The sequence below is a fragment of the Streptomyces sp. NPDC044002 genome, assembly GCF_056434525.1.
This window is the reverse complement of the sequence record NZ_JBWKEZ010000024.1, coordinates 40,651-67,477: the sequence shown is the minus strand read 5'-3', so window position 1 is coordinate 67,477 and position 26,827 is coordinate 40,651. Positions and strand designations below refer to the sequence as shown.

At 71.9% G+C, this 26,827-nt stretch carries 26 protein-coding genes; 9 read left to right on the top strand and 17 right to left on the bottom strand.

From position 1 onward, the window contains the following. Positions 1–19: 19 nt before the first annotated feature. Both acnA and AC07A6_RS19505 read right to left on the bottom strand, forming a co-directional pair. Positions 20–2,734: an aconitate hydratase AcnA gene (gene acnA, locus AC07A6_RS19510; RefSeq protein WP_386270666.1), complete on the bottom strand. Its 2,715-nt coding sequence runs from the start codon at positions 2,732–2,734 to the stop codon at positions 20–22. A 155-nt stretch (positions 2,735–2,889) separates the two neighbouring features. Beyond that, positions 2,890–3,018 carry a hypothetical protein gene (locus AC07A6_RS19505; protein WP_478777859.1) on the bottom strand — a complete coding sequence of 43 codons (129 nt, stop codon included), beginning with the start codon at positions 3,016–3,018 and terminating at the stop codon, positions 2,890–2,892. A gap of 209 nt (positions 3,019–3,227) precedes the next feature. On the opposite strand from AC07A6_RS19505, the gene AC07A6_RS19500 reads away from it, so the two are divergent. Then, positions 3,228–4,757: a helix-turn-helix domain-containing protein gene (locus tag AC07A6_RS19500; RefSeq protein ID WP_478777858.1), complete on the top strand. Its 1,530-nt coding sequence runs from the start codon at positions 3,228–3,230 to the stop codon at positions 4,755–4,757. A gap of 76 nt (positions 4,758–4,833) precedes the next feature. Here the strand turns inward: AC07A6_RS19500 and AC07A6_RS19495 are convergent, their stop codons facing one another. Continuing rightward, entirely contained in the window at positions 4,834–5,646 is an 813-nt protein-coding gene (locus AC07A6_RS19495; protein WP_362461225.1) for a class I SAM-dependent methyltransferase, read from the bottom strand. A gap of 87 nt (positions 5,647–5,733) precedes the next feature. On the opposite strand from AC07A6_RS19495, the gene AC07A6_RS19490 reads away from it, so the two are divergent. The 5 genes from AC07A6_RS19490 (at position 5,734) to AC07A6_RS19470 (ending at position 7,663) form a co-directional block, all read left to right on the top strand. Beyond that, positions 5,734–6,462 (top strand): GntR family transcriptional regulator, encoded by a 729-nt coding sequence (locus AC07A6_RS19490; protein ID WP_478777857.1) that lies wholly within the window; start codon positions 5,734–5,736, stop codon positions 6,460–6,462. Positions 6,463–6,657: 195 nt separating this feature from the next. Beyond that, positions 6,658–6,867: a hypothetical protein gene (locus AC07A6_RS19485; RefSeq protein WP_478777856.1), complete on the top strand. Its 210-nt coding sequence runs from the start codon at positions 6,658–6,660 to the stop codon at positions 6,865–6,867. Next, positions 6,864–7,073, top strand: coding sequence for a hypothetical protein (locus tag AC07A6_RS19480; RefSeq protein WP_478777855.1), 210 nt, complete (start codon positions 6,864–6,866; stop codon positions 7,071–7,073). The genes AC07A6_RS19485 and AC07A6_RS19480 overlap by 4 nt, the downstream gene beginning before the upstream one ends. 18 nt (positions 7,074–7,091) lie before the next feature. Then, positions 7,092–7,313 (top strand): hypothetical protein, encoded by a 222-nt coding sequence (locus AC07A6_RS19475; RefSeq protein WP_478777854.1) that lies wholly within the window; start codon positions 7,092–7,094, stop codon positions 7,311–7,313. A gap of 56 nt (positions 7,314–7,369) precedes the next feature. Beyond that, positions 7,370–7,663, top strand: coding sequence for a DUF6087 family protein (locus AC07A6_RS19470; protein ID WP_362461209.1), 294 nt, complete (start codon positions 7,370–7,372; stop codon positions 7,661–7,663). Positions 7,664–7,783: 120 nt separating this feature from the next. On the opposite strand, the gene AC07A6_RS19465 is transcribed toward AC07A6_RS19470, so the two are convergent. Together AC07A6_RS19465 and AC07A6_RS19460 are read right to left on the bottom strand one after the other, a co-directional pair. Further along, a complete protein-coding gene (locus AC07A6_RS19465) occupies positions 7,784–8,254 on the bottom strand; it encodes a hypothetical protein (RefSeq protein ID WP_362461206.1) in 471 nt (156 codons plus the stop codon). A gap of 167 nt (positions 8,255–8,421) precedes the next feature. After that, positions 8,422–9,336 carry a tyrosine-protein phosphatase gene (locus AC07A6_RS19460; RefSeq protein WP_478777853.1) on the bottom strand — a complete coding sequence of 305 codons (915 nt, stop codon included), beginning with the start codon at positions 9,334–9,336 and terminating at the stop codon, positions 8,422–8,424. A 424-nt stretch (positions 9,337–9,760) separates the two neighbouring features. Here AC07A6_RS19460 and AC07A6_RS19455 point away from each other — a divergent pair, with 424 nt between their 5' ends. Both AC07A6_RS19455 and AC07A6_RS19450 read left to right on the top strand, forming a co-directional pair. Next, complete coding sequence (locus AC07A6_RS19455; RefSeq protein ID WP_478777878.1) at positions 9,761–10,216, top strand: excalibur calcium-binding domain-containing protein; 456 nt, start codon at positions 9,761–9,763, stop codon at positions 10,214–10,216. A 131-nt stretch (positions 10,217–10,347) separates the two neighbouring features. Next, on the top strand, positions 10,348–11,721 hold the full coding sequence (locus AC07A6_RS19450; protein ID WP_478777852.1) for a cytochrome P450: 1,374 nt from the start codon (positions 10,348–10,350) through the stop codon (positions 11,719–11,721). A gap of 15 nt (positions 11,722–11,736) precedes the next feature. Here AC07A6_RS19450 and AC07A6_RS19445 read toward each other — a convergent pair whose 3' ends face one another. Continuing rightward, the gene (locus AC07A6_RS19445; protein ID WP_478777851.1) at positions 11,737–12,306 is read right to left on the bottom strand and encodes a hypothetical protein; all 570 of its coding nucleotides are present in this window, start codon (positions 12,304–12,306) and stop codon (positions 11,737–11,739) included. A 36-nt stretch (positions 12,307–12,342) separates the two neighbouring features. Further along, positions 12,343–13,908 (bottom strand): MFS transporter, encoded by a 1,566-nt coding sequence (locus AC07A6_RS19440; protein WP_478777850.1) that lies wholly within the window; start codon positions 13,906–13,908, stop codon positions 12,343–12,345. Between the two features lie 82 nt (positions 13,909–13,990). Between AC07A6_RS19440 and AC07A6_RS19435 the strand changes: the two genes are divergently transcribed. Beyond that, positions 13,991–16,051, top strand: a complete 2,061-nt coding sequence (locus AC07A6_RS19435) for a S9 family peptidase (protein ID WP_478777849.1) — start codon at positions 13,991–13,993, stop codon at positions 16,049–16,051. Between the two features lie 82 nt (positions 16,052–16,133). On the opposite strand, the gene AC07A6_RS19430 is transcribed toward AC07A6_RS19435, so the two are convergent. The 10 genes from AC07A6_RS19430 to AC07A6_RS19385 all read right to left on the bottom strand — a co-directional run bounded on the left by AC07A6_RS19430 (position 16,134) and on the right by AC07A6_RS19385 (position 26,812). Beyond that, positions 16,134–17,153 carry an ABC transporter ATP-binding protein gene (locus tag AC07A6_RS19430; protein WP_478777848.1) on the bottom strand — a complete coding sequence of 340 codons (1,020 nt, stop codon included), beginning with the start codon at positions 17,151–17,153 and terminating at the stop codon, positions 16,134–16,136. Next, positions 17,150–18,178 carry an ABC transporter ATP-binding protein gene (locus AC07A6_RS19425; RefSeq protein ID WP_478777847.1) on the bottom strand — a complete coding sequence of 343 codons (1,029 nt, stop codon included), beginning with the start codon at positions 18,176–18,178 and terminating at the stop codon, positions 17,150–17,152. The genes AC07A6_RS19430 and AC07A6_RS19425 overlap by 4 nt, the downstream gene beginning before the upstream one ends. Further along, positions 18,178–19,164, bottom strand: coding sequence for an ABC transporter permease (locus AC07A6_RS19420; protein WP_478777846.1), 987 nt, complete (start codon positions 19,162–19,164; stop codon positions 18,178–18,180). Before AC07A6_RS19420 ends, AC07A6_RS19425 begins: the two co-directional genes overlap by 1 nt. After that, entirely contained in the window at positions 19,161–20,126 is a 966-nt protein-coding gene (locus AC07A6_RS19415; RefSeq protein WP_478777845.1) for an ABC transporter permease, read from the bottom strand. The genes AC07A6_RS19420 and AC07A6_RS19415 overlap by 4 nt, the downstream gene beginning before the upstream one ends. Positions 20,127–20,149: 23 nt before the next feature. Next, positions 20,150–21,895: an ABC transporter substrate-binding protein gene (locus AC07A6_RS19410; protein WP_478777844.1), complete on the bottom strand. Its 1,746-nt coding sequence runs from the start codon at positions 21,893–21,895 to the stop codon at positions 20,150–20,152. 223 nt (positions 21,896–22,118) lie between these two features. Next, positions 22,119–22,829 (bottom strand): GntR family transcriptional regulator, encoded by a 711-nt coding sequence (locus AC07A6_RS19405; RefSeq protein ID WP_362461172.1) that lies wholly within the window; start codon positions 22,827–22,829, stop codon positions 22,119–22,121. Positions 22,830–22,885: 56 nt separating this feature from the next. Then, positions 22,886–23,851, bottom strand: a complete 966-nt coding sequence (locus tag AC07A6_RS19400) for an ornithine cyclodeaminase family protein (RefSeq protein ID WP_386270648.1) — start codon at positions 23,849–23,851, stop codon at positions 22,886–22,888. Then, entirely contained in the window at positions 23,848–24,867 is a 1,020-nt protein-coding gene (locus AC07A6_RS19395) for a proline racemase family protein (RefSeq protein WP_478777843.1), read from the bottom strand. The genes AC07A6_RS19400 and AC07A6_RS19395 overlap by 4 nt, the downstream gene beginning before the upstream one ends. Then, positions 24,864–25,868 (bottom strand): proline racemase family protein, encoded by a 1,005-nt coding sequence (locus AC07A6_RS19390; protein ID WP_478777842.1) that lies wholly within the window; start codon positions 25,866–25,868, stop codon positions 24,864–24,866. Before AC07A6_RS19390 ends, AC07A6_RS19395 begins: the two co-directional genes overlap by 4 nt. A gap of 17 nt (positions 25,869–25,885) precedes the next feature. Then, positions 25,886–26,812, bottom strand: coding sequence for a dihydrodipicolinate synthase family protein (locus tag AC07A6_RS19385; protein WP_478777841.1), 927 nt, complete (start codon positions 26,810–26,812; stop codon positions 25,886–25,888). Positions 26,813–26,827: the final 15 nt, after the last annotated feature.

Below are 26,827 nucleotides of genomic sequence, written 5' to 3'. Positions count from 1 at the left end.
CGCTCCGCCTGGCGCGCCCTTAGCCGCGGATGAGGTTCCGCAGGACGTACTGCATGATGCCGCCGTTGCGGTAGTAGTCCGCCTCACCCGGCGTGTCGATGCGGACGACCGCGTCGAAGGAGACACCGGTGTCGGTGGTGACCTTGACCGTGCGCGGGGTGGTGCCGTTGTTCAGCTCCTCCACACCGCTGAAGGAGAAGGTCTCCTCGCCGGTGAGGCCCAGGGAGGCCGCGGTGGCGCCCTCGGGGAACTGGAGGGGCAGAACGCCCATGCCGATCAGGTTCGAGCGGTGGATGCGCTCGTAGGACTCGGCGATGACGGCCTTAACGCCGAGCAGCGCGGTGCCCTTGGCCGCCCAGTCGCGGGACGAGCCGGAGCCGTACTCCTTGCCCGCCAGGATGACCAGCGGGATGCCGGCGGCCTGGTAGTTCTGGGAGGCGTCGTAGATGAAGGAGACCGGCGCGCCCTCGACGGTGAAGTCGCGGGTGAAGCCGCCCTCGGTGCCCGGCGCGATCTGGTTGCGCAGGCGGATGTTGGCGAAGGTACCGCGGATCATGACCTCGTGGTTGCCGCGGCGGGAACCGTACGAGTTGAAGTCGCGGCGCTCGACGCCGTGCTCCGTGAGGTACTTGCCGGCCGGGGTGTCGGCCTTGATCGCACCGGCCGGGGAGATGTGGTCGGTGGTGACCGAGTCGCCCAGCTTCGCCAGCACGCGGGCGCCGGCGATGTCGGAGACCGGGGTGGTCTCCATCGTCATGCCCTCGAAGTAAGGGGGCTTGCGGACGTAGGTGGACTGCGGGTCCCACTCGAAGGTGTTGCCGGTCGGGATCGACAGCGCCTGCCACTGGGCGTCACCCGCGAAGACGTCCTCGTAGGACTTCGAGAACATGTCCTCGCCGATGGCGTTGGCCACGACGTCGTTGACCTCGGCCTCGGAGGGCCAGATGTCCTTGAGGAAGACCGGGTTGCCCTCGGCGTCGGTGCCGATGGCCTCCGTCGTGATGTCCACCTTCATGGAGCCCGCGATGGCGTACGCGACGACCAGCGGCGGGGAGGCCAGGTAGTTCATCTTGACGTCGGGGTTGATGCGGCCCTCGAAGTTGCGGTTGCCCGAGAGGACCGAGGTGACCGCGAGGTCGTGCTCGTTGATCGCCTTCGAGATCTCCTCGTCCAGCGGACCGGAGTTGCCGATGCAGGTGGTGCAGCCGTACCCGACGAGGTTGAAGCCCATCTTGTCGAGGTACGGGGTCAGGCCGGCCTTGTCGAAGTAGTCGGTGACGACCTTCGAGCCCGGGGCCAGGGTGGTCTTGACCCACGGCTTGCGGGTCAGGCCCTTCTCGACCGCCTTCTTGGCCACGAGCGCCGCGGCGACCATGACGTAGGGGTTCGAGGTGTTGGTGCAGGAGGTGATCGCGGCGACGGTGACGGCGCCGTGGTCGATCTCGAAGGAGGTGCCGTCGGCCAGGGTGACCTGGGTCGGACGGGTCGGGACGCCGTTGCTGGCGGCCGGGGCGTCGGAGGCCGGGAAGGACTCCTTGCCCGCCTCGTCGGCGTCGTCCACGTAGTTCAGGACGTCCACCGCGAACTGCTGGGCGGCGTTGGCCAGGACGATGCGGTCCTGCGGGCGCTTCGGGCCGGCGATGGAGGGGACGACCGTGGAGAGGTCGAGCTCCAGCTTCTCGGAGAAGTCCGGCTCGGCGGCCGGGTCCAGCCACAGGCCCTGCTCCTTGGCGTACGCCTCGACGAGCGCGACCTGCTGCTCGGAGCGGCCGGTGAGCTTGAGGTACTTCAGGGTCTCGCCGTCGATCGGGAAGATCGCGGCGGTGGAGCCGAACTCCGGCGACATGTTGCCGATGGTGGCGCGGTTCGCGAGGGAGGTGGCGGCGACGCCCTCACCGTAGAACTCGACGAACTTGCCGACGACGCCGTGCTTGCGCAGCATCTCGGTGATCGTGAGCACCAGGTCGGTGGCGGTGGTGCCGGTCGGCAGCTCGCCGGTCAGCTTGAAGCCGACGACGCGCGGGATCAGCATGGAGACCGGCTGGCCGAGCATCGCGGCCTCGGCCTCGATGCCGCCGACGCCCCAGCCGAGGACGCCGAGGCCGTTGACCATGGTGGTGTGCGAGTCGGTGCCGACGAGGGTGTCGGGGTACGCCTGGCCGTTGCGGACCATGACCGTGCGGGCCAGGTGCTCGATGTTGACCTGGTGGACGATGCCGGTGCCCGGGGGGACGACCTTGAAGTCGTCGAAGGCGGTCTGGCCCCAGCGCAGGAACTGGTAGCGCTCCTTGTTGCGGCCGTACTCCAGCTCCACGTTCTGGGCGAACGCGTCCTTGGTGCCGAACTTGTCGGCGATGACCGAGTGGTCGATGACCATCTCGGCGGGCGAGAGCGGGTTGATCTTCGCCGGGTCGCCGCCGAGCTCCTTCACGGCCTCACGCATGGTGGCGAGGTCCACGACGCAGGGGACGCCGGTGAAGTCCTGCATGATCACGCGCGCCGGCGTGAACTGGATCTCCTGGCTGGGCTGCGCCTGGGAGTCCCAGCCGCCGAGCGCCCGGATGTGGTCGGCGGTGATGTTCGCGCCGTCCTCGGTGCGGAGCAGGTTCTCCAGCAGGACCTTCAGGCTGTAGGGAAGGCGGGCGGCGCCCTCAACCTTGTCCAGCCGGAAGATCTCGTACGACTCGTCGCCCACCTGCAGCGTGCTGCGGGCGTCGAAGCTGTTCGCCGACACGACAGTCTCCTTCATGCATGATCTCGCGCGTATAACCGCAATCCTGCCGCCACGCCCTGTGGCCAATCCGCTAAGGTAAGGCTAAGTTAGGTAACCCTTACCAGCGGGGGCGGCTGCGGTACGCCTTCGGCAGATATCTCGATGTCGAGATAACTCTAGTACATGTCGGGGGGCGGGCACGAGGTGCGCAGCTCGCGCCCCGCCGGAGCCGTCCACCGGGCGGCCGCTCCGGCATGCCCGGACACCGCCCGGCCGGGCGCCGCCGACGCCACCACGACAGGCATCGCCACACCCCAAAAAGGGATGATCGTAACGACTCCCACCTCACCCCCAAAAGATCGACACACCGACACAAAGGGGAGTTGACGCCGGCACCGGCGGAGTCCGCGCGGCGCAAGCCCTGTTGGGCCGTACGTGCAATCTGACGGGTCGATACCACCCGTCCACCACACCCCGGGCGATCCACATCTCATATCTGAGATACGGTGCACCCATGGCAGACGACTACCTCGTACGCATCGGCAAGCTCATCCGTGACGCCCGGCAGCACCGGGGCTGGACGCAGAGTCAGCTCGCGGACGCCCTCGGCACGAGCCAGAGCGCCGTGAACCGCATCGAGCGCGGCAATCAGAACATCAGCCTTGAGATGATCGCCCGAATCGGTGAAGCGCTCGACAGCGAGATCGTCTCCCTGGGCTACGCCGGCCCGATGCACCTGCGCGTCGTCGGCGGCCGCCGCCTGTCCGGCTCCATCGACGTCAAGACGAGCAAGAACGCGTGCGTGGCGCTGCTGTGCGCCTCCCTGCTCAACAAGGGCCGCACGGTCCTGCGCCGGGTGGCCCGCATCGAGGAGGTCTACCGCCTCCTGGAGGTCCTGAACTCCATCGGCGTCCGCACCCGCTGGATCAACGACGGCGTGGACCTGGAGATCGTCCCGCCGGCCCGCCTCGACATGGACGCCATCGACGCGGACGCGGCCGTCCGCACCCGCAGCATCATCATGTTCCTGGGCCCGCTCCTGCACCGCCTGGACCAGTTCCGCCTGCCGTACGCCGGCGGCTGCGACCTCGGCACCCGCACCATCGAGCCCCACATGATCGCCCTGCGCCGCTTCGGCCTGGACATCACCGCGACCGAGGGCATCTACCACGCGAAGGTCGAGACGGGAGTCGCCCCCGACCGCCCGATCGTCCTGACCGAGCGCGGGGACACGGTCACCGAGAACGCCCTGCTGGCCGCGGCCCGCCACGACGGCGTCACCGTCATCCGCAACGCCTCCTCCAACTACATGGTCCAGGACCTCTGCTTCTTCCTGGAGGCGCTGGGCGTCAAGGTCGAGGGCATCGGCACGACCACCCTCACCGTGCACGGCGTCCCGGTCATCGACGCCGACGTGGACTACTCCCCCTCCGAGGACCCGGTCGAGGCGATGAGCCTCCTGGCCGCCGCGGTGGTCACGGAGTCCGAGCTCACCATCCGCCGGGTCCCGATCGAGTTCATGGAGATCGAGCTCGCGGTCCTGGAGGAGATGGGCCTCGACCACGACCGCTCCGCGGAGTACGTCGCCGACAACGGCCGCACCCGCCTGGTCGACCTCACGGTCCGCCCCTCCAAGCTCGAAGCCCCGATCGACAAGATCCACCCGATGCCCTTCCCCGGGCTGAACATCGACAACGTCCCGTTCTTCGCCGCCATCGCCGCGTCCGCGCAGGGCAAGACCCTGATCCACGACTGGGTGTACGACAACCGGGCCATCTACCTGACCGACCTCAACCGCCTCGGCGGCCGCCTCCAGCTCCTGGACCCCCACCGCGTCCTGGTCGAGGGCCCCACCCGCTGGCGCGCGGCCGAGATGATGTGCCCCCCGGCCCTCCGCCCGGCGGTGGTCGTCCTCCTGGCCATGATGGCGGCCGAGGGCACCTCGGTCCTGCGCAACGTCTACGTCATCAACCGCGGCTACGAGGAACTCGCGGAGCGCCTCAACTCGGTGGGCGCGCAGATCGAGATCTTCCGGGACATCTAGGCTGCGCCCGGCCCGGATAGCCACATGACGAGCCCCCGCCCCCGCTCCGGCCGGCGGGGGCTTCGTGTGTTCCGGGTCAGACCGTGGCCACAGCGAGCATGTGCGAGCTCGCCGACAGGAGGTCGGGGTGGGGCTCCGCCAGCCGCGCCGCCGTCAGTGCCGCCTCGAACATCGGTGTGTCGATGAGGCTGTCCTTGCTGTACTGCTCCGTCGCCTTCAGGGCGGCCCACACGGGGCCTTCGATCCCGTACACCACGGGATCGGCCAGACCCGCCTCCCGCAACTCCGCCGCCAGGCTCTCGCCAGTGTGGAAGTAGGCGCTGGTGAAGCCCTTCCGGCCGGGCGCATGGATACCGGTGACAAGGATGTCGGCGACGGCAGCGCGCACACGGTCGATGGTCAGCATCGTCGTGGCGACGTGCTCGAACAGTGACGCGTACCGCCCGATCGCCGCCGCTGCGACGAGTCCGCCGGGACGCACGACCCGGGCCGCCTCGCGCAGGGCCTGGATGCGGTCGCCGTGGTCGAGCAGGTGGTACAGCGGCCCCAGCACCAGCGCGACGTCATAGGAGTCGTCCTCGGCGTCCAGCGCGCGGGCATCCCCGATACGGGCGGCGAAGCCGGCGGCCGCCGCTTCTTCGACGTGGCGCGGGACGGGGTCGATGAGGTCGACTTCGTATCCGTCCTTCAGTAGCCACCGCGCGTGGGCGCCGGGGCCCGCGCCGATGTCGATGATCCGGGCGGGTGCGGGCGGAAGACGCCGCCTCAGGAGTTCCTGAGTCCGGACCATCTCAAGCACACCGTCAGCGCTGCTGCTCAGCCGTTCGGACTCGCTGATGGTCTCACTGTAGAAGGCAATGATCTCGGGGCCTACGGAGGGTGCAGTCATGCCGATGATTTTGGACCCTGGCGACAGAGGGCGATACCCCCCTAGCCTGACCGGTTGACCGGTCAACTCTCTTGTCAAGGAACGTATATGCCGACTCTGAAGTACGAACAGATCGCGGAGAGCCTGCGCCGCCGCGTCGCCGACGGAGAGTTCGGGCCCGGCGCCCTGCTGCCGTCCAGTCGGGACCTGTGCGAGCAGTGGGGCGTGTCCCGGGCCACCGCCATGAAGGCCATGGACGTCCTGAAGGACGACGGTCTCGTGATTCCGCACCAGGGGCGAGGATTCTCCGTGGTGGAGACCCCGGTGGCGCGGCCGGCGGGGAACCGGGGCGCGGGAGCCAGCCGGATCCAGGGCAGCATGCCCTTCAAGAGAATCGGCACACCGGAGATGCTGATCCCGCCCTCGCACATCGCCGACGCCCTCGGCCTGGAGCCGGGCGTGAAGGGACTCCACCGTGCCCGGCTGACGCTGGTCGACGACAACCAGCCCCACTCATACACCACCGCGTGGTTCCCGCCCGACGTCGCGGAAGCCTGCCCGCGTCTGCACCAGGGCGGCCCGATCGCGGAGGGAACCACGCACTACGTCCGTCGCACCACCGGGCGCAGCCCCGTACAGGGCGTCGACGTCACGTCGGTGCGGCTCGCGACGAGCGGCGAGGCCGAACACCTTCAGGTGAAACGTCCATGCGCGGTCGCGGTGGTACTGCACACCGCCTTTGACCAGGACGGCAATCCGCTGGTCTGCGAGGAGGGCGTTACGCCGTCCGGGTTGTGGGAGCGCACCGACAACTACGTTATGGACCAAAGGGGTTGACTGGACCGGTGGACCGGTCCAGTCTGGTGGCCATGGCGGAGCGCACGCAGCGTGAGCAACCCGTCACCCGCCCGGGGTCGAGCTGCCGCACGCGCTCTCGGTGACAACCCGGGCCTCCCCGCAGCGGGCCGCGGCCCTCATCCCCATGCCGCCTCCGCGGCCCGCTGCGTCACCCGCCTCGGAGAGGAGCGCTCGATGCCCAGCCCCGAACTTCCCCGCCGCCCCCTGCCCCGACAGCTCGAAGCCCGGCCCGAACCGCCCATCCCCTGGGACGCGTTCGCCGTGAACAGCGACGTCACCGCCCCTTACGGGCAGCCCTCCGCAGCCCTCATCGAGCGGGCCCGACGCGGCTGGAAGAGGCTCGGCAACCTGCACGGGTGCCTCGCCGAGGACGGCACGCAGTGAGCCGGCGGCCGGACTGGCTGTTCGAGGGAAGCCGCGTCTACGACCTCACCCAGGACCGCGAGGGCGTCGTGCAGTTCGTCGGCGAATGGCAGGACCCCGCCACCCGCCGAATCACCGCCGAGGCCGTGTTCTTGCGCCCCGAAGGCGGCGGGTTCGAGTGGATCGTGGCCGACCACCAGGCCCTCCGCGAAGCCGACACCCGCTGACCGGTCAAGGGAGAGGCCGTGCCCGCCGATCCCTCGTCACCGAACGCCGAGCTGACGGCCGTCGGCGACCGGATCGAGTTCCGCATCAAGGGCACCGAAGAGCGGTGCGAAGTCGAAGTGCTCCGCGTCACCGAATACCTCCTCAAGCGCCACGGCTTCGCGGACGTCCAGGCCGACGTCGTCCCCAACCCCGACAGCGGCGCCCTCGGGACCCTGCTCGTCACCTCACGGGCAGCCTGAGGCGCGGAACCGTCTGGATTTCGGTAAGGTGCCGGCCTTGCTCAAGGGAGACGCTCATGGACGACGAAGAACCCCTTGCCGAGTGGGCCGCGCGGCGCGAAGGGCGGCTGAGGCAGCCGGGTGAGCTGAAGGCCCTCACCCTCGGCTCCGGCCCGCAGCGGGCCGCCCACCTGAACCCTGGCGCTCCGCGCTTGATCATGGAGTGGGACGGCTTCGCCTGGCAGCCGCTCACGACCGTGGACGACTACGCGGCGGCATGCGCGTACATGAACCCGGTGCCTGCCCCACAGTCGCAGCAGCCCGAACAGCCGATGCCGAAGAAGGCGCCCGGCCGTCACCGAAAGCCCTGACCTGCCGCCCGCACCGTGGGGGCACGCGGAGGCTACTGTCCCGGCCGTGACGTCTGCCATGTCCGCAGCGGCGCATACGACTTCCAACCAGCCTGACCGGCGGGACCCCGGCCTTCTCAGTCAGTGGGGGTTGGGGCGACCGCGTCTGCTGCCGTATTTGTTGTGGTAGGCACCGTCGTTGTTGTAGTTGCCGTCGTAGTACTCCTTGGCGTTGCCGTGGTCGCGGTGCCACTCGTCGTCGTTGTCGTAGTTACCGTCGTAGTAGCCGGGGTTCGACCCCCTGTAGCTGCCGCTGCCGCCTGAGGATCCGGAGCCGCCACCGGAGCCGAAACTCGGGGCCCGGGTGGGCGTCGCCGGGGTAGGGCTTGGCGGGGTGTACGTCGGCGCTGGCGGCGGGACCCGGCTCCAGGACGGTGACGGCGTCGGCGTCCGAGTCGGTGTGGGGAGAGGGGTGACGGCCGTATCGGGGAAGCCGGCGTCCTCACCCGCGGCCTGGCAGCCGGTGACGCCGGCGCCGAGGACGGCGACGGCGACGCAGAGGGTGAGGAACTTCGCGGCGCTCTCGATGGCGGCAACCTGAGCCTTGGACATGATGGAACCTCCGGACGACGGTCTTTCAGCGGGGGTTCGCGAACTGTAGACATCGAAGGACGGCCAATCCAGACATGTCCACAACATGAAACTCGCGCCACTCCTGCAGCCGGGCCCCCGCCTCCGGCACGATCCGGTCCGGGCGGGGGCCTTCGTCGTTCTCCGGGTCAGGAGACGCTGCGCGAGCGGAGCTTCAGCAGGTCCGACGGGGTCAGGCCGAGGCCGTCGGTGAGGAAGGCGCCGAAGCTGCCGTAGTCGGCCACGGCCTGGTTCCGGTACGCGGCGAGGTAGTCGCTGCGGACTTCCTGGAGCGGGATCAGCAGGTCCGGGTTCTGCATGTACCCGGCCGCCTTGACCTGGTCACGGAGGGCCTTGTCGGTCGCTGCGCGGAGGGTGTTGGACAGGAGGTAGTCCTGCTCCGAGGTCGAGGCGGGGACGCCGACCGCACGCAGGATCGTGTCCGCGAGGACGCCGGTGCGGTCCTTGCCCGACGAGCAGTGGAACGAGATCGGCTTGGTGGAGTTGGCCACGTCCTTGATCGCGGCACCGAGCTGGGCCCGGTTGCCCGGGTTGGTGACGAAGGCCTTGTAGAGGGCGGTCATCCGCGCTTCCGCCGCCCCGTCGCCGAGCTGCGCCTGCTGGTAGACGGGGTCCTTGGAGCGGACCACACCGCCGATGAACGCGTAGAGGCTGGCGTCGTCGACCGGGCGGGCCACCCCGGTCACACCGGCCGGGAGCTTGTCGGTGCCGTCGGCGGTGATCTCCGGGCCGGTGCGCAGGTCGACGACCTTGCCGAGGCCGAGCGCGCCGACGGCGTTGACGCCGTCGGGGGTGAGCTTGGAGAGCGTCTCGGTGCGGTAGACGGTGCCCCACTTGGTGGTCTTGCCGTCGTAGGTGGTGTAGCCGCCGAGGTCACGGGCGTTGACGAGCCCGGGGACGGACAGGACGCGGCCGGGTGCGCTGGAGAGGGACGCGGCCGGTGCGGGGGCGGGGGTCGCGGCGTGGGCGGCCACGGGAGCCAGGGTGACGGCGAGGGCCAGGGCGACGGCGGACGCGCCGGCGGCACGGAAAACGGATCTCACGCGAGTGGTCCTTCCTTGGGCGAAGGCGGGGAACGTAGCGCGTGGATCCTCAGATCTGAAGATGTTGCTCCGGTGATCAACTGACGGGCAGTCGAAGTTAGGGGTTTGGCAATCCACGCCAGGACGGCTCGCCTCGCCGCACTGGAGCGGTGGTCGTGGCTGACGGACACGGCGGGAAAGCCGCTGACTCGGGTGGGGTCGCACGTTTAGGCTGCGGCCGTTTGCGTTGTTGATCTAGGGGGGGTTGAGCGTGTTCCAGCGTCGGGGTGTCGCCGTGGTCGGTGTCGTGGTGGGTGTCGTGGTGGTGGTCGGCGGGTGTGGGGGCGGGGTGGCGAAGAAGGGTGCGGGGGGCTCGAAGCCCGCGGCTTCCGTTTCGGCTTCCGTTTCGGCTTCCGCTTCTGCCAGTGCTTCCGCTCCGGCCGTGATGCCGGCCGTCGTCGGGCAGAAGTTCGCCGACGCCGAGGCGCTCGTGCGGCAGGTGGTCAGCACCCCGGTCCAGGCGCGCGGGGCGAAGGCCGGGACCGTCGTGGCCCCGGACCACGGGCAGTGGGAGGTGTGCGTCCAGAACCCCGCGGCCGGGGCGGCGGTCAGCGCCGGCGCCGCCGTCGAGCTGTCACTCGCGGCACCCGGCACCTCCTGCCCGGCCGCCTCCGGGGCGGCGCCGAAGTCCCCGTCCCCATCGCCGTCCGCGCCCAAGCCCAAGCCCGCCACCGAGGGGCCGACCGACGGGTCCACCGGCGGCAGCGGCGCCGGCGGCAGCGTCTACTACAAGAACTGCGACGCCGCGAAGGCGGCCGGAGCGGCACCCATCCGGCGCGGTCAGCCCGGCTACCGCGATGCCCTCGACCGGGACAAGGACGGCATCGCCTGCGACAAGTAGGCGGCGGCCGGGCGGCGGCCAGGCGGCGGCGAGATTCGGCCGGATGGCTTGTCAGGGGTCGATCCGGACGGGGCGGGCGGGCAGAATCGGCCTCGTCGGACACGGACGGTGTCCAGGGGCGGGGGCGGCAGATGGCTGACGGCGTGCGGGTTCCGGGGCTGGAGGGGGTTCCGCTGCTCGGGTCGCTCTTCGACCTCAAGGCGGACTCCCTCGGGACGTACGAGCGGGCCCGGCAGCGGCACGGGGACGTCGTGCGGATCAGCGCCGGCCCGCCCGGGCTGCGCGCCGAGCTGTACTGCGTGTTCTCCGCGGAGGGCGCCCAGCGGGTGCTGGCCTCCGAGGCCGGGAACTTCCGCAAGGACAACGCCTTCTACCAGGAGCTCCGCGACTCCTTCGGCAACGGCCTGCTGACCAGCCAGGACGCCGACTACATGCGCCAGCGCCGGCTGGTCCAGCCGCTGTTCACCCGCAAGCGGGTGGACGGCTACGCCGGGGCCGTCGCCGCCGAGACCGGGAGCACCCTCGCCGCGTGGGCCGAGGCCCGGGACGGGATCGTCGACGTCTCGGCCGAGATGATGCACCTGGCCCTGCGCGCGGTGTCCCGGATCCTGTTCGGTGCCGACGTCGACACCACCGTGGGCGTGGTCGACCGGTGTTTTCCGGTCATCACGGAGTACGTGCTGCGCCGGGGCTACTCCCCCGCCAACCTCCCGCGCACCTGGCCGACCCCCGGCAACCGGCGGGCGGCCGCCGCGCTGGACGAGCTGTACGCCGTCTGCGACGGGATCATCTCGCAGCGACTGGGGGCCCCGGCCGGGGAGGAGGAGGGCGAGGACCTGCTGGCGCTGCTCGCCGGTGCGCGGGGCGAGGACGACGCCACCTTCGACCCCGCCGAACTCCGCGACCAGGTACTCGTCTTCCTGCTGGCCGGGCACGAGACGACCGCCACCTCTCTGGCCTTCGCCCTGCACCTGCTCGGCCGCCACCCCGAGGAGCAGGCCCGGGCCCGCGAGGAGGTGCGGAGCGTGCTGGGCGAGCGGGTGCCCGGGGCCGGTGACCTGGAGCGCCTCCCGTACCTCACCCAGGTGCTCAAGGAGGCCATGCGGCTCTACCCCGCGGCCCCGGTCATCGGGCGCAAGGCCGTCGCCGCCACGGAGATCGGGGGTCACACCGTCCCTGCGGGGGCCGATGTGATCGTGGCCCCCTGGGTCACGCACCGCCATCCCCGGTACTGGAAGGACCCGGAGCGCTTCGACCCCGACCGCTTCGCGCCGGAGGCCGAGGCCGGCCGGCACCGCTACGCCTGGTTCCCGTTCGGCGGCGGGCCGCGCGCCTGCGTCGGGCAGCACTTCTCGATGCTGGAGTCCGTGATCGCGCTGGCGATGCTGCTGCGGGCGTACGAGTTCGAGGCCGTGGACCGGGAGGTGCCGGTGAGCGCCGGGATCACCCTGCGGGCGGAGGGTCCGGCGCGCTGCCGGATCCGCCGCCTGGAGGGCACCCCCTAGACCGTCCGGACCGCGTCAGCGGTAGTCGTCGGGGTGGTCCTGCATCCAGGTGTTGATCTGGTCCCGGGTGCCGATGAGCGCGCTCTGGTGCTTCTTCAGGTTCTCGAAGGTGCGGTCGCCGCCGAGTTCCTTGTCGAGCTTGACGATGAGGGCGATCGGCTCGGGGAAGTGGCCGGGGCCCTTGGGGTCGGCCTTCATCGCGCGGTCCAGGCGGTGGAGTTCGTCGTACACCCGGCCGAGGAAGTACGCGCAGTTGCCCGGGGTGCAGGAGTCGTTCAGGGTCGCCTGGAGTCCGGCGAAGGCGTCCCGGACCAGCTCGGGCGGGGTGGAGGGCAGCGCCGAGGGGCCGTTCGCGGAAGCCCGCGCGGTCGGTGTCGCGGCCGGCGCGGGCGTGCCCGTACCGGCCGGGGACGCGGCCGGCGACGGGGCGCCGGGGACGGGTGCGGAGGTGGCGGGCGAGGCGGCCGCGGCGGGCGACGAGGGCTTGGCCTTCGGCTCGGTGTCGTTGCCGCAGGAGACGGTGAGTGCCGCCAGGGTGACGGTCAGGGCTGCCGCGGCGGCGCCGCGCAGGGTGGATCGGAACATCGGTGTTTCCCCCCGGTTTTCGATGATCGGCCGAGCCTACCCGGCGCCCTCGCCCGGGACGGCCGCCGGGGTGTGGTTCCCCTGGAGTCGTTCCAGGTCGGAGGGCCGGACCTGGATGGCGAAGAGGGCGATGACCGCGCCGGCGAGGGTGAAGAGCGAGGCCGCCACGAAGGCCGCGCTGACCCCAGAGGTCAGTACCTGGTCGGCCCAGGGCTCGGGGAGCTGCCCGGTGCGGGCGAAGAAGGCCTTCTGTTCGGGGCTCGCCGAGCCGAGGAAGGCGGGCACCTGCTCCTTGGCCTCGTTGCGGCTGGCCGTGCCGAAGACGGTGACCAGGATGGACAGTCCGAGCGACCCGCCGATCTGCTGCATCGAGTTGAGCAGTCCGGAGGCGGCTCCGGACTCCCGGTCGGGGACGTCGGACAGGGCCATCAGGGTCAGCGACACGAACTGCAGTCCCATGCCGGTGGCGAACACCAGGATCGGCCCGAAGACGCTGCCGAAGTAGGTGGAGTGGACGTCGGTCAGGGTCAGCCAGCCCAAGCCGACGGCGCAGCACAGCGCACCGGTGACCATGAAGGGCTTGGGCCCGTACTTCGGCAGCAGTTGGGAGGTGGCCCCGGCGGCGAGCGCGACCATCACGCTGACGGGGAGGAAGGCGAGTCCGGCGCGGAGCGGGCTGAAGCCGAGGACGTTCTGCACGAACAGGGTCAGGAAGAAGAACATGCCGAAGATCGCGCAGGCGAGGAAGAGCATGATCCCGTAGGTACCGGCGCGGTTGCGGTCGGCGAACATGTGCAGCGGTGTGATCGGCTGCGGCGAGCGCCGCTCGTTGAGGACGAACAGGGACAGCAGGACCACGGCGGCGGCGAAGGAGCCGAGGGTGAACCCGTCGCGCCAGCCGTCCTGGGAGGCGCGGATGAAGCCGTAGACGAGGGCGACCATGCCGCAGGTGCCCAGCAGTGCGCCGATCAGGTCGAAGTGTCCGGGGTGGCGTTGGGACTCGCGCAGGACCCGGGCGGCGAGTACGGCGATCAGCAGGGCGATCGGGACGTTGACGAAGAGCACCCAGCGCCAGTTGAGCCATTCGACCAGCACCCCGCCCGCGAGGAGCCCGATCGCACCGCCGCCGGCGGAGACGCCGGCGAACACGCCGAAGGCCCGGTTGCGGGCCGGGCCTTCGCGGAAGGTGGTGGTGATCAGTGCGAGCGAGGTCGGGGAGGCGATGGCGCCGCCGACGCCCTGGAGGGCCCGGGCGGCCATCAGCTGGCCCGCGTTCTGGGCGAGTCCGCCGAGCAGGGAGGCCAGGCCGAAGAGCAGGACGCCGAAGATGAAGACGCGCTTGCGGCCGAGGATGTCGCCGGTGCGCCCGCCGAGCAGGAGCAGCCCGCCGAAGGTCAGGGTGTAGGCGTTGACGACCCAGGACAGGCTCTCGGTGGAGAAGTCGAGGGCGGTCTGGATGTGTGGTAGGGCGATGTTCACGATGGTGATGTCGAGCACGACCATGAGCTGGCAGGAGGCAATCACGAACAGGGCCAGCCCGTTTCCGCTCCCGCGGACCTTGCCGTCGGTCCCGTTGTTGTTCGGCAGTGCGTTCGGGTCCACTAGTCGACGCTAAGCCCGCGGACCAGGGGCCACCACTCGAATGGCCTATGCTATGTGATATTGCACATGCCACAATGTGATCATGGACGAATTCCTCAGGCTCTCCGCCGACACGGCCCGGTTCACCCACGGCTCGCCAAGGGCCTTCTCGTTCGGCGACGGGGGCCGCCTCCTCTGGTTCCTGCGCTCCGCGGGCCCCACCGACGCCGTCGAGAGCCTCTGGGTCCTCGACACCGCCACCGGCACCGAGACCCGGCTCGCCGACCCGCGCGTACTCTCCCCCGAGCCCGGAGAACTCCCCGTCGCCGAACGCCGCCTGCGCGAGCGCACCCGCCTCGTCGCCGCCGGGATCGGCTCGTACGCCCTCTCCGGCGACGGCCGCCGAGCCGTCTTCCCGCTCCACGGCAGCCTGTACGCGGTCACCTGCGACGGCGCCGCCGTCCCCGAGCCGCTCCCGGCCGCCGGCCCCGCCCTGGACCCGCGCCCCAACGCCGACGGCTCCCGCACCGCCTACGTCGCCGACGACGCCCTGTACGTCCATCCCGGCGGCCGGATCAGCCCCGCCGACGGGGCCCGCTGGGGCCTGGCCGAGTTCGCCGCCGCCGAGGAACTCGGCCGCACCCGGGGCCACTGGTGGTCCCCCGACGGCGTCACCCTGCTCGCCGCCCGCGTCGACGAGAGCGCCCTCCAGCGCCGCCACTTCGCCGACCCGGCGCACCCGGAGCTGCCGGCCGAGGACTTCGCGTACCCCGAGGCGGGCGGCCCCAACGCCGACGTGCAGCTGTGGGTGCTCGGCCCCGACGGCTGCCGGGTCCGGCTCGACTGGGACGCCGAGGCCTACCCCTACCTCTCCGACGCGGGCTGGGAATCCGCGACCGAGATCCTGCTGACCGTGCAGGACCGGCTCCAGCGGAACGTGCTCCTGCTCACCGCCGACCCGGCCACCGGCCGCACCACGGAGCTGTCCCGCACCACGCACCCCCAGTGGGTCGACCCCCTCCTGCCCGGCACCCCGGCGCGGCTGCCTGACGGGCGGATCCTCACCGCCGCCGACACTCCCGGCGGCACCGCACGCGGCCTCGCCCTCGACGGGAAGCCCCTCACCGGCGAGGGGATACAGGTCCGCGCCGTCGCCGGGCTCCACGAGGGCCGGCTGCTGATCGAGGCCGGACTGCGCGACCCCGCCGAGCAGCAGGTGCTGCTGCTGGACCCCGACACCGGAGAGCTGACCCCGCTCGCCGACGGGCCCGGCGTGCACGGCGTTTCGGCCTCGGCCGGGACCCTGCTGCTGACCGGCGCCGACGCCGGCGGCATCCGGCGTACCGTACGCACCCCGGACGGAAGGGAGTTCACCCCCGCCGACCTGGCCGCCCCGCTGCCGTACCGGGTGGAGCCCGTCCTGGAACGGGTCACCGAACACGGGATCCCGACCGCCCTCGTCCTGCCGCGCGGCCACGTCCCGGGCCGGCGGCTGCCCGTGCTCGTGGACGGCTACGGCGGCCCCGGCTTCCAGGACGTGTCCGCCGAGCCGCGCCGCTGGCAGGCCCGGCAGTGGTGGGCCGACCAGGGCTTCGCCGTGGTCACCGCCGACAACCGGGGCACCCCGTACGTCTCCCCCGCCCACACCCACGCCATGTACCGGGGCTTCTCCGAGGTCACCCTGGAGGACCAGGTCGCGGCCCTGCGGGCGCTCGGCGAACGCCACCGCGACCTCGACCTCGGCCGGGTCGGGATCCGCGGCTGGTCCTACGGCGGCTACCTGTCGGCGCTGGCGGTGCTGCGCCGGCCGGACGTCTTCCACGCGGCGGCCGCCGGGGCCGCCCCCACCGACTTCCGGCACTACGACACCGCCTACACCGAGCGCTACCTCGGCCTCCCGCAGGAGCACCCCGAGGTCTACGAGCGGGACTCGCTGATCCCCGACGCGCCCAAGCTGTCCCGGCCGCTGCTGCTGGTCACGGGCCTGGCCGACGACAACGTCCACCCCTCCCACACCCTGCGCCTGTCCCGGGCCCTCACCGACGCGGGCCGCCCGCACCAGCTGCTCGCGCTGCCCGGCGTCACGCACATGACCCCGGGCGGGACGCGCGAGAAGATCACGGCGCTGGAGCTGGAGTTCTTCCGCCGCGAGCTGGGCCTGTAGGCCGGGGGCCGCCCGGACAGCGGAAAGGGCCCCGCGGACGCCGTCGTCCGCGGGGCCCTCCCCTTCCTTCCCGTGATCCCCGTCAGTCACCCGGGAAGTGACAGGCCACCTCTCGCGAGGCGGCAAGCCGCAGCAGCGGCCGCTCGGTGCGGCAGACCTCCTGCGCCTTGGGACAGCGCGGGTGGAAGGTGCAGCCCGGGGGTGGGGCGGCCGGGCTCGGCGGGTCGCCGAGCAGCACGATCCGCTCCCGCCGCCGCTCCGCCGCCGGGTCCGGCAGCGGTACGGCGGACAGCAGCGCCCGGGTGTAGGGGTGCTGCGGGTTCTCGTAGAGGGACTTCTTGTCCCCGATCTCGACGATCCGGCCGAGGTACATGACCGCGACGCGGTCGCTGACCCGTTTGACCACCGAGAGGTCGTGGGCGATGAACACGTAGGCCAGGCCCAGTTCGGCGCGCAGCCTTTCCATCAGGTTGACGATCTGCGCCTGGACGGAGACGTCGAGGGCGGAGACCGGCTCGTCGGCGATGACCAGCCGGGGGCTGGTGGCGAGCGAGCGGGCGATGCCGATGCGCTGGGCCTGGCCGCCGGAGAACTCGTGCGGGTAGCGGTCGATGTGCTCGGGGATCAGCCCGGTCAGTTCCATCAGCTCGGCGGCCCGGCGGCGGGCGTCCGCCGCGCTCCAGCCCTGTACCAGCAGCGGGTCGGAGATGATCCGGGCGACCGTCTGGCGGGGGTTGAGGGAGGAGTGCGTGTCCTGGAAGACCATCTGGATGTCGCGGCGCAGAGGGCGCAGCGCGCCCTGGGAGAGCCGGCTGATGTCGCGGCCGTCGAAGGTGATGCTGCCGGAGGTGGGTTCCAGCAGCCGGACCAGCATCCGGCCGGTGGTGGACTTGCCGCAGCCCGACTCGCCGACGAGGCCGAGGGTGCGGCCGGGCTCCAGGTCGAAGGAGATGCCGTCGACGGCCCGGACGGGGGCGGCCCGGCGTCCGGTCAGCGACCGCTTGCCAGGGAAGGTCATGGTCAGGTCCCGTACGGAGAGCAGGGGCCCGGCCGGGGCGTCCTGGCGTACGGCCGGGTCCTGGCCGGTGGCCGGGGCGGTCATCGGGACACCTCCGGGGTGGGGACGGGGGCGGGGGCGGAGCCGGCGAAGTGGCAGGCGGCGGTCCGGGCCGGGGATCCGTACGGGCGCGGCTCGGGCGGTTCGCCCGTGCAGCGCTCCCGCTCCTGCGGGGTGCCGGCGGCGGCACGCGGGCAGCGGGGGGCGAAGGCGCATCCGGGGTCTCGGTCGACGAGCGAGGGCGGGGAGCCGGGGATGGAGGGAAGCGGGACGTCGTCAGGGCTGTCGAGGCGGGGCAGGGAGTCGAGCAGGCCCCGGGTGTAGGGGTGGGCGGGGTCGGCGAACAGTTCGTCGGCCGGGGCCTGTTCGGCGGCGCGGCCGCCGTACATGACCAGGACCTCGTGGGCGACGCGGGCCACCACCCCCAGGTCGTGGGTGATCATCACGACGCCGAGGCCGCGTTCCTCCTGGAGGCGGGCGATCAGTTCGAGGATCTGGGCCTGGACGGTGACGTCGAGGGCGGTGGTGGGTTCGTCGGCGATGAGCAGGTCGGGTTCGCAGGCCAGGGCCATGGCGATCATGGCGCGCTGGCGCATGCCGCCGGAGAACTGGTGGGGGTACTCCCCGGCCCGGCGGGCGGGTTCGGGGATGCCGACCTCGCCGAGCATGTCGACGGCGCGTTTGCGGGCGGCGGCCCGTCCGGCCCGGAAGTGCACCCGGAAGTGTTCGGCGATCTGTTCGCCGACGGTGTAGTAGGGGTGCAGGCTGGACAGCGGGTCCTGGAAGATCATGGCCATCCTGCGGCCGCGGACCTTGGCCAGTTCCTTCTCGGGCAGGCCGGTCAGCTCCTGTCCGGCGAGCCTGACGGAGCCGGTGACCTCGGCGCCGGTGCGGTGCAGGCCCATGACGGCGAGGGAGGTGACGGACTTCCCGGATCCGGACTCGCCGACGATGCCGAGGGTGCGGCCCGCTTCGACGGTGAAGCCGAGCGAGTCGACGGCGCGTACGGTCCCGCGCGGGGTGCTGAACGTGACGTGCAGGTCGCGTACTTCGAGCAGCGGGGTGGTCATCAGTACCTCACCCTCGGGTCGATGACGGCGTACAGGAGGTCGACGGCGAGGTTCGCGACGACGATGAAGAAGGCGGCGAGCAGGGTGACGCCGAGGACGACGGGCTGGTCGGAGCTGACGAGGGCTCCGTAGAAGAGCCTGCCGATGCCGGGGAGTCCGAAGATGGACTCGGTGATGACGGCTCCGGCGAGGAGGCCGCCGAGGTCCATGCCGAAGATGGTGAGGATGGGGGTCATGCCGGAGCGGAGACCGTGTTTGACGACGACGGTGCGTTCGGGCATGCCCTTGGCGCGGGCGGTGCGGATGTAGGGCTCGGCCATCGCCTCGATCATCGAGCCGCGGCTCTGGCGGGCGTACATGGCGGCGTAGAGCAGGGCGAGCGCGGTCCAGGGCAGCAGCAGGTTCGAGGCCCAGGCGAGGGGGTCGTCGGTGAAGGCCTGGTAGCTGGGGTAGGGCAGCAGTCCGGCGACGCGGATGACTCCGTAGATGAGCATCACGGAGGTGAAGTAGACGGGCAGGGAGGCGGCGGCGACGGCGCCGACCATGAGGGCCTTGTCGGTGGCGGTGTCCTTGCGCAGGGCGGCGGTGACGCCGGCGCCGAGGCCCAGCAGGAGCCAGAGGGCGGCGGCGCCGACGGCGAGGGAGGCGGAGACCGGGAGCCGGTCCATGAGCAGGTCCCAGACGGGCAGGGAGTTCTCGTACGAGTAGCCCAGGCAGGGGAAGTCGCACTGGACGGCGTACTGGCCGGAGCCGAGGGTGCGGCCGGTGAAGATGCCGGTGAGGAAGTCGGCGAACTGCCGCCACAGGGGCTGGTCGAGGCCGAGGTACGCGCGTACGTCGGCCAGCCGCTCGGCGCTGCAGGTCTTGCCGCAGGCGGCGGCGGCCGGGTCGGTGGGCAGGACGTAGAAGATGACGAAGGTGACGGCCGCGATGGCGAGGAGCACGCCGGCCAGGGCGAGCAGGCGGCGGAGCAGGTAGAGGATCAACTGCGGCCTCCCCTCGGGTCGAGGATGTCGCGCAGGGCGTCGCCTAGGAGGGTGAAGGCGAGGACGGCGAGGAAGAGGAAGACGCTCGGGATGACGAAGTACATGGGGTCGGTCTCGTAGAAGGCCACGGACTCGGCGATCATCTGGCCCCAGGACGGGGTGGGCGGGCGGACCCCGACGCCGAGGTAGCTGAGCGCGGCCTCGGTGCTGATCATGCCCGGGATGAGCAGGGTGGTGTAGGCGATGACCGGGCCGGAGACGCCCGGGAGGATCTCGCGGGTCAGGATGCGCCAGGCGCTCGCGCCGCCGACGCGGGCGGCGTCGACGTACTCGCGGTGTTTGAGGGAGAGGGTCTGGCCGCGGACGACGCGGGCGACGCCGGGCCAGCCGAAGAGGCCGATGACGGCGGTCATGAGGACGATGCGGTTGACGTCCTTGGCCACCGACAGCATCGCGATCATGAAGATCAGCGAGGGGAAGGACATGGTGAGGTCCATCAGCCGGGACAGGACGGCGTCGGTGCGGCCGCCGAAGTAGCCGGCCGCGATGCCGGCGGCGGTCCCGGCGAGGACGACGATGGCGGTGGCGGCGAAGGCGATGAGCAGGGAGACCTGGGCGCCGTGGACGACGCGGGCGAACAGGTCGCGGCCGGTGACGGGTTCGACGCCGAGCCAGTGCTCGGGGCTGATCCCGCCGAGGTCGCCGAGCGGGAGGCCGCCGAGGTAGGGGTCGACGGCGGTCTTGTCGAACTCCTCCGGGGACCAGCCGCCGAGCGCCCCGAGCCAGGGTGCGGTGAGGGCCATCAGGACGAAGAGGAGGACGACGGCGGCGCTGACGCGGACGGCGGGGCGGCGGCGCAGTTCCCGCCGGGCGAGCTGCCAGGGGCTGCTGCCCGGCGCCGCCGCGGGCCGTCCGGCCGCGGCGTCGGGGGCGGGGGCGGCGCCGGGTGCTGTGGTGGTCATGGTGTCGGGGCCTCGGGCTTCCCTCAGCCCTGGCTCTTCGACGGGTCCTTGAGGCCGACGGTCCCGTAGTCGATGGTGCCGGTCCAGGAGGGGTGGCCGTAGGCGCCGGCGATGTTGGGGCCGACGAGCAGCGGCTTGCGCTCCATCAGGATCGGGATGGAGGGGGACTTCTTCATGATCTCGGCGTCGAGGTCGATCCAGGCCTGATTGGCCTGCTTCGCGTCGGCCATGGCGTTGATCTCGTCGATCCGCTTCATGGTGGCCTCGTCGCGGAACTGGGAGTAGTTGCCCTGGTTGCCCTTGTCCTTGATGGTGCGTCCGTCGAAGACGAAGGGCATCCAGGTGGAGCCGGAGGGGTAGTCGGGGCACCAGCCGGTGTAGGTCATGTCGGGGGTGGTGGAGAGGTCGCCGATGACGTCGTAGTAGGCGCCGGGGTCGACGGTGTCGATGACGACCTGGATGCCTGCCCGGGACAGGCCCTGCTGGATGGCCTCGGCCTTGCCCTTGTCGCCGGTGGAGACGGAGAGGGTGACCTTGAGGTTCTCCTTGCCGGCGGCCTTGAGGAGTTCCTTGGCCTTGGCCGGGTCGCCGGCCGGGGGGATCTTCAGGGTGTCGGCCTGCTTGCCGCCGGAGAGGGCCGGGGGCAGGTAGGCGGTGGCGACCTCGTTGAGGGCGGGGCCGCCGCCCGCGGTGATGACGGCCTCCTTGTCGACCGCGTACTGCATGGCCTCGCGGACCTTGGGGTCGTTGAAGGGGGCGCGGGAGTTGTTCAGGTGGAGCATGACCGTACAGCCCTGGGACTCGGCGAGCAGGCGCGCCTTGACCTCGGGCTTGGGCAGCACCTTGGGGGCGCTCTCGGGGCGCATGTTGGCGTACTCGACGGCGGAGGCGTCGGCGCCCTCGCCGGCGATGATGCGGTCGTCGATCTGGCCGCCCTTGAGGCCCATGACGACCACGAACTTGTCCGGGTAGGCCTTGCGGACGGTGTCGGTCTTGGGGTCCCAGTGCTCGTTGCGGACGAGCACGAGCTTCTTGTCGCGGTCGTACGTCTCGATCTTGTACGGGCCGGAGGAGAACGGGCGGGCGTCGTACTGGGTGCCCTTCTCCTGGGACTGCGGGACGGGCGCGAAGGTGGGGAGGGTGGCGGTCTGGGAGAACTCGGCGACGGGGCGCCCCAGTTCGAAGACGATCGTGCGGTCGTCGGGGGTCTTGACGGAGTCGAGGTGCTGTCCCTGGAGGGGGCCCTTGTAGCCCTCGGCGCCGGCCAGGTACTGGGCGGCGTAGTCGGGGCCGCCGGTCAGGTCGGGGGCGAAGGAGCGCTCGACGTTGTACTTGACGTCCTGGGCCTTGATCGGCGAGCCGTCCTCGTACTTGAGGCCTTCCTTGAGGGTGAAGGTCCAGGTGCGGCCGCCGTTGGAGGGGGTTCCCAGGTCGGTGGCGAGGTCGGGGACGAGCTCGCTGCCGGCCTTCCCGGGCTCGGCCTTGAAGGTGACGAGCGTGCGGTAGAGGAGCCGCGTGCCGAAGTCCATCGTCGGCATCGTCCAGTTGCGGGCCGGGTCGAGGTGGGAGAAGTCCTGGTTGGACAGGACGGTGAGGGTGCCGCCCTTGACCGGGGTGCCGCCGAGGACCTTCCCGTCGTTGGCGGCGGCGGGGTTGGAGGCTCCGCCGCCCGCCGCGGGGCCCTTCTTGGTGTCGGAGCAGCCCGAGGCGCCGAGTACGAGCGTCGCCACCAGGGCGGTGGCGAGGGTGAGCTGGGTGCGCTTGGTCATGGGTCACTCCAGGGAAGGGCCGCGCTTCAGCGCGCACTTCAGCACGCGCTTTAGGATGTGACCGGTAACATAGTAATGTGAAATTGTACTGACAAGAGGTTGCCGCCGCCGTTATCCAGCCGTGTCCAAATGCGGTGCCGAAAACGGGAGTTGGGCCCGGACCAGAAGGTCCGGGCCCTGCGTGCGTACGGTGGCCGGGTCGGCGGCGGAGGCCCCGGCGGGGTCAGACGCCCGAGCCGAGACCGCCCTGCGGGCGCCCCACGGGCTCGTCGCGGCCCTGCGCCCAGAGCGAGCGGACGTGGCCCAGGTGGCGCTGCATGCAGGCCTCGGCCGCCTCCGCGTCGCCGGCGATCATCAGGTCGAGCAGCTCGATGTGCTCCTCGGCGGAGGAGACCAGCTTGCCGGCCTCGTCCAGGCCCGTGAGGCCGTACAGCCGGGAGCGCTTGCGCAGGTCCCCGACGGTCTCGACCAGGCGCTCGTTGCCCGCGATGGCGAGCAGCCCGAGGTGGAAGCGGCGGTCGGCCTCCAGGTAGCCGATGAGGTTGTGCTCGCGGGCGCTGCTGACGATCTCCTCGGCGATCGGGCGCAGCTGCTCCAGCTGCTCGGCCGTGGCCATCCTGGTGACCCGGCCGACGGTCGGGACCTCGATCATCGTGCGGAGTTCGGTGTACTGGTCGAGGTCGCGCTCGCTGACCTCGGTGATCCGGAAGCCCTTGTTGCGGACCGGCTCCACCAGGCCCTCGCGGGCGAGGTCCAGCATGGCCTCGCGGACCGGGGTGGCCGAGACCCCGAGCTCGGCGGCGAGGCCGGGGGCCGAGTAGACGCTGCCGGGGCGCAGCTCGCCCGCTATCAGCGCGGCGCGCAGGGCGTGGCCGACCTGGTCGCGCAGCCGCTCCTGGGCCTTGATGAGACTGTGCTGCTTCAGGTCACCCATTGCTCTTCCTCCGAGACCCCGCACACCACCGACGTGCGGAGGAACAGCGTACAATGTCACGTTTCGCTGTTCGCTCCGGTCGCGTGGTAGATCGCCACCGCGACGGCAAGATCTTCCCAGGCCATGCCCACGCTCTTGAAGAGCTGTGGACAACTCGGCCTCCCGCCCGTGGAATTGCGTCCCGCGACCAGGTCGGCGAGGGTGCCGGTGATATGACCGGGCCCGATCGCCCCCTCCGCCTCGGGGACCAGCAGGTCCCCCGCCTCGCGCAGGGCGGCCGCCCGCGACTCCACGTACACCGCCGCGCGTCGCACGAGGGCGGTGTCGGTCTCCCGGGCGTCCGGCTCGTGCGAGCCGACGGCGACGACCACCGCCCCCGGGGCGACCAGGCGGCCGTCGAAGAGCGGCTCGCGGGCGGTGGTGCAGCACAGGACCAGGTCGGCGCCGGCCACGTCGGCGGGCGTGCCCGTGCGGGCCGGGACGCCCAGGTCCCGGGCGTGCGCGGCCAGCCGCTCAGCGCGGCCCGGGTCGCGGGCCACGATCACCGCCCCGGCCAGGTCCCGCAGTTCCAGCACCGCTTCGAGGTGCCCGTACGCCTGCGGTCCCGAGCCGAACAGCACCAGCCGCAGCGGGCGTCCGGGCGCGGTCAGGTACCGCAGGGCGAGCGCGGAGACCGCCGGGGTGCGCAGGGCGGTGAGGGCGGCGCCGTCCAGCAGGGCCAGCGGGCGCAGGGTGGGCCCGTCCAGCAGCAGGTAGCTGCCGGTGATCCGGGGCAGTCCCCGCGCCGGGTTGCCGGGGGCCACCCCGGCCACCTTCACCCCGGCGTACGCGCCCGACGCGGCCGGCATCAGCAGCAGTTCGCCGCCCGGCGCCGGGACGCTGGTGCGCTGCGGGCAGGCCTCCGGGTCCAGGCCGGCGCGCAGGGCGGCCTCCAGGGCGTCGGCGGCCCGCCCCGCCGTGAGCAGGCCGGCCGTCTCGCGGGCGCCCAGCTGGAGCAGGCCCGCCGCGGGGAGGCCCGTCACAGCAGGAAGCCGGCGCCGAGGGCGTCGTACGGGTCGGCGGTGAAGGCGTGCTCGCCGGTGCGGTAGGCGGTCCCGGTGACCTCGGTGACCCCGCCCGCGAGGAACCGTCCGGTGAAGACGGTGCCGGTCACCGACTCGTGCAGCAGGTCCTCCCCCGCCCCCAGCCGGCCGTCCTCCGCCAGCAGCGCGAGCCGGGCGGAGGTCCCGGAGCCGCAGGGCGAGCGGTCGACCTGCCCGTCCGCGAAGACGGTGACGTTGCGCTGGTGCGGCCCGAAGGGGGTGTCGGGCAGCTCCTCGTACAGCACCACCCCGTAGACCCCGGAGAGGAGGGGGCCGCCCGGGTGCCAGGTCGCCGGGTGGGTGGCGAGGGCGGCCCGGACCTCCCGCCCGGCGCGTACGAGTTCGGGCAGGGCGGCGCGGGTGACCTCCAGGCCGAGGTCCCGCGCGGCGACGGAGGCGTAGCAGGCCCCGGCGTGGGCGATGTCCACCTCCGCGAGGCCGAGGGTGGTGGCCACCGGGACCTTGCGGGCGGCCACCCGGGCCGGGACGTTGCGGAAGGTGACCCCGGTGGTGCGGCCCTGGGACCGGTGGACGGTGGCGGCGACCCGGCCCGAGGGCACGTCGATGCGGACCTGGGCGTCCCCGTCGTCGGGCGCCGCGACGCGGCCGGTGTCCACGGCCCAGGCGCCGAGCGCCATGGTGCCGTGGCCGCAGGCCGTGGAGTAGCCGTCCTTGTGCCAGAACAGCACCCCGAGGTGGGCCCCGTCGTCGTCCGGGGGCACCACGAACCCCCCGTACATCCCGGCGTGCCCGCGCGGCTCCTGCACCAGCAGGCGCCGTACCTCGTCCAGCGGGCTGCGGCGGGGCATGGTGCCGGAGCCCCCGGGGCCGATGGCCGTGGCGCAGCGCTCGGCGACGGTGTCACCGGGGACGGGGGGAAGCCCGCCCGCGGTGAAGTCGACGATGCGGAAGGGCTCGCCCGCCGTGTGGTAGTCGGTGGTGCGGACGGTGGTCACAGCAGGAACCCTCCGGGGAAGGGGTCGGTCGGGTCGAGGAAGTACTGGGCGGTGCCGGTGATCCAGGCCCGCCCGGTGACGGTGGGGACCACCGCCGGCCTGCCGCCGACCGTGGTGTCCCCGACGAGCCGGCCGGTGAACTCGGTGCCGATGAAGGACTCGTTGACGAAGTCCGTGCCGAGCGGCAGCAGCCCCCGGGCGTGCAGCTGGGCCATGCGCGCGCTGGTCCCCGTACCGCAGGGCGAGCGGTCGAACCAGCCGGGGTGGATCGCCATGGCGTGCCGGGAGCGGCGGGCGTCGGAGCCGGGGGCGGCGAGGTAGACGTGTTTGATCCCGGCGATGGAGGGGTTCTCGGGGTGGACGGGGCGGTCCGCGGAGGCGTTGACCGCGTCCATGACCGCGAGTCCGGCGGCGATCAGGTCGTCCTTGCGGGCCCGGTCGAAGGGCAGCCCGAGGGCGTCGAGTTCGACGAAGGCGTAGAAGTTGCCGCCGTAGGCGAGGTCGTAGGTGACCGTGCCGAAGCCGGGCACCTCGGCCTTCAGGTCGAGGCCCACGCTGAAGGCCGGGACGTTGGTGAAGGTGACGGCGGTGGCCGCGCCGTCCTCGACGCGTACGTCGACGCTCACCAGTCCGGCCGGGGTGTCGAGCCGGACGGTGGTGACCGGCTCGACGGCCGGGACCATGCCGGTCTCGACCAGGACCGTGGCCACCCCGATCGTCCCGTGCCCGCACATGGGCAGCAGGCCCGACACCTCGATGTAGAGCACGCCGAAGTCGGCGTCGGGCCGGGTGGGGGGCTGCAGGACGGCACCGCTCATCGCCGCGTGGCCGCGCGGCTCGTACATGAGCAGGGTACGGACGTGGTCCATGTGCTCCATGAAGTGGAGCCGCTTGTCGGCCATGGTGGCACCGGGGATCACCCCGACTCCCCCGGTGATCACCCGGGTGGGCATGCCCTCCGTGTGGGAGTCCACGGCGTGGTAGATGTGACGCGTGCGCATTCCGGTCCCCCCTGGGATCAGTTGAGGCCTTCGGCCAGGGCCTTCTCGGTGGCGGCGCGCACGGCGGCCTCGGTCTCCCCGGTGAGCGGGAAGCGCGGGGGCCGGGTGGCGCCGCCGGGGCGTCCGGCGAGGTCCATGGAGAGCTTGATGGCCTGGACGAACTCGGTCTTGGAGTCCCAGCGCAGCAGGGAGTGCAGGGACTTGTAGAGCGGCAGGGCGGTGGCGAGGTCGCCGGCGACGGCGGCCCGGTACAGGGTCGCGCAGGACTGCGGCAGGGCGTTGGGGTAGCCGGCGATCCAGCCGACGGCGCCGGCGAGGGCGAGTTCGAGCAGGACGTCGTCGGCACCGATGAGCAGGTCGAGGCCCGGGGCGAGCTCGGCGATCTCGTAGGCGCGGCGGACGTCGCCGCTGAACTCCTTGACGGCGACGATGCTGCCGTCGGCGTGCAGCCGGGCGAGGAGGGCGGGGGTCAGGTCCACCTTGGTGTCGTACGGGTTGTTGTACGCGACCACCGGCAGGCCCGACCGCGCGACCTCCGCGTAGTGGGCGCGCACGGTCTCCTCGTCGGCGCGGAAGGCGTTGGGGGGCAGGAGCAGGACGGAGCCCGCGCCGGCCTCGGCGGCCTGGTCGGCCCAGCGGCGGGCCTCGGCGCTGCCGTACGCGGCCACGCCGGGCATCACGCGGGCGCCGTCGCCGGCGGCCTCGACGGCGGTGCGGACGACGCGGGCCCGCTCCTCGTCGGTGAGGGTCTGGTACTCGCCGAGGGAGCCGTTGGGGACGACGCCGTCGCAGCCGTTGGCGATGAGCCAGGCGACGTGTTCGGCGTAGGCGTCGTGGTCGACGGAGAGGTCCGCGCGCAGGGGCAGGGCGGTGGCGACCATGATGCCGTGCCAGGGGCGGGTGCGGGTGTCGGCGCTGGGCGCGGGGGTGGGCGCGTGGGTCATGAAGGACTCCCTAGT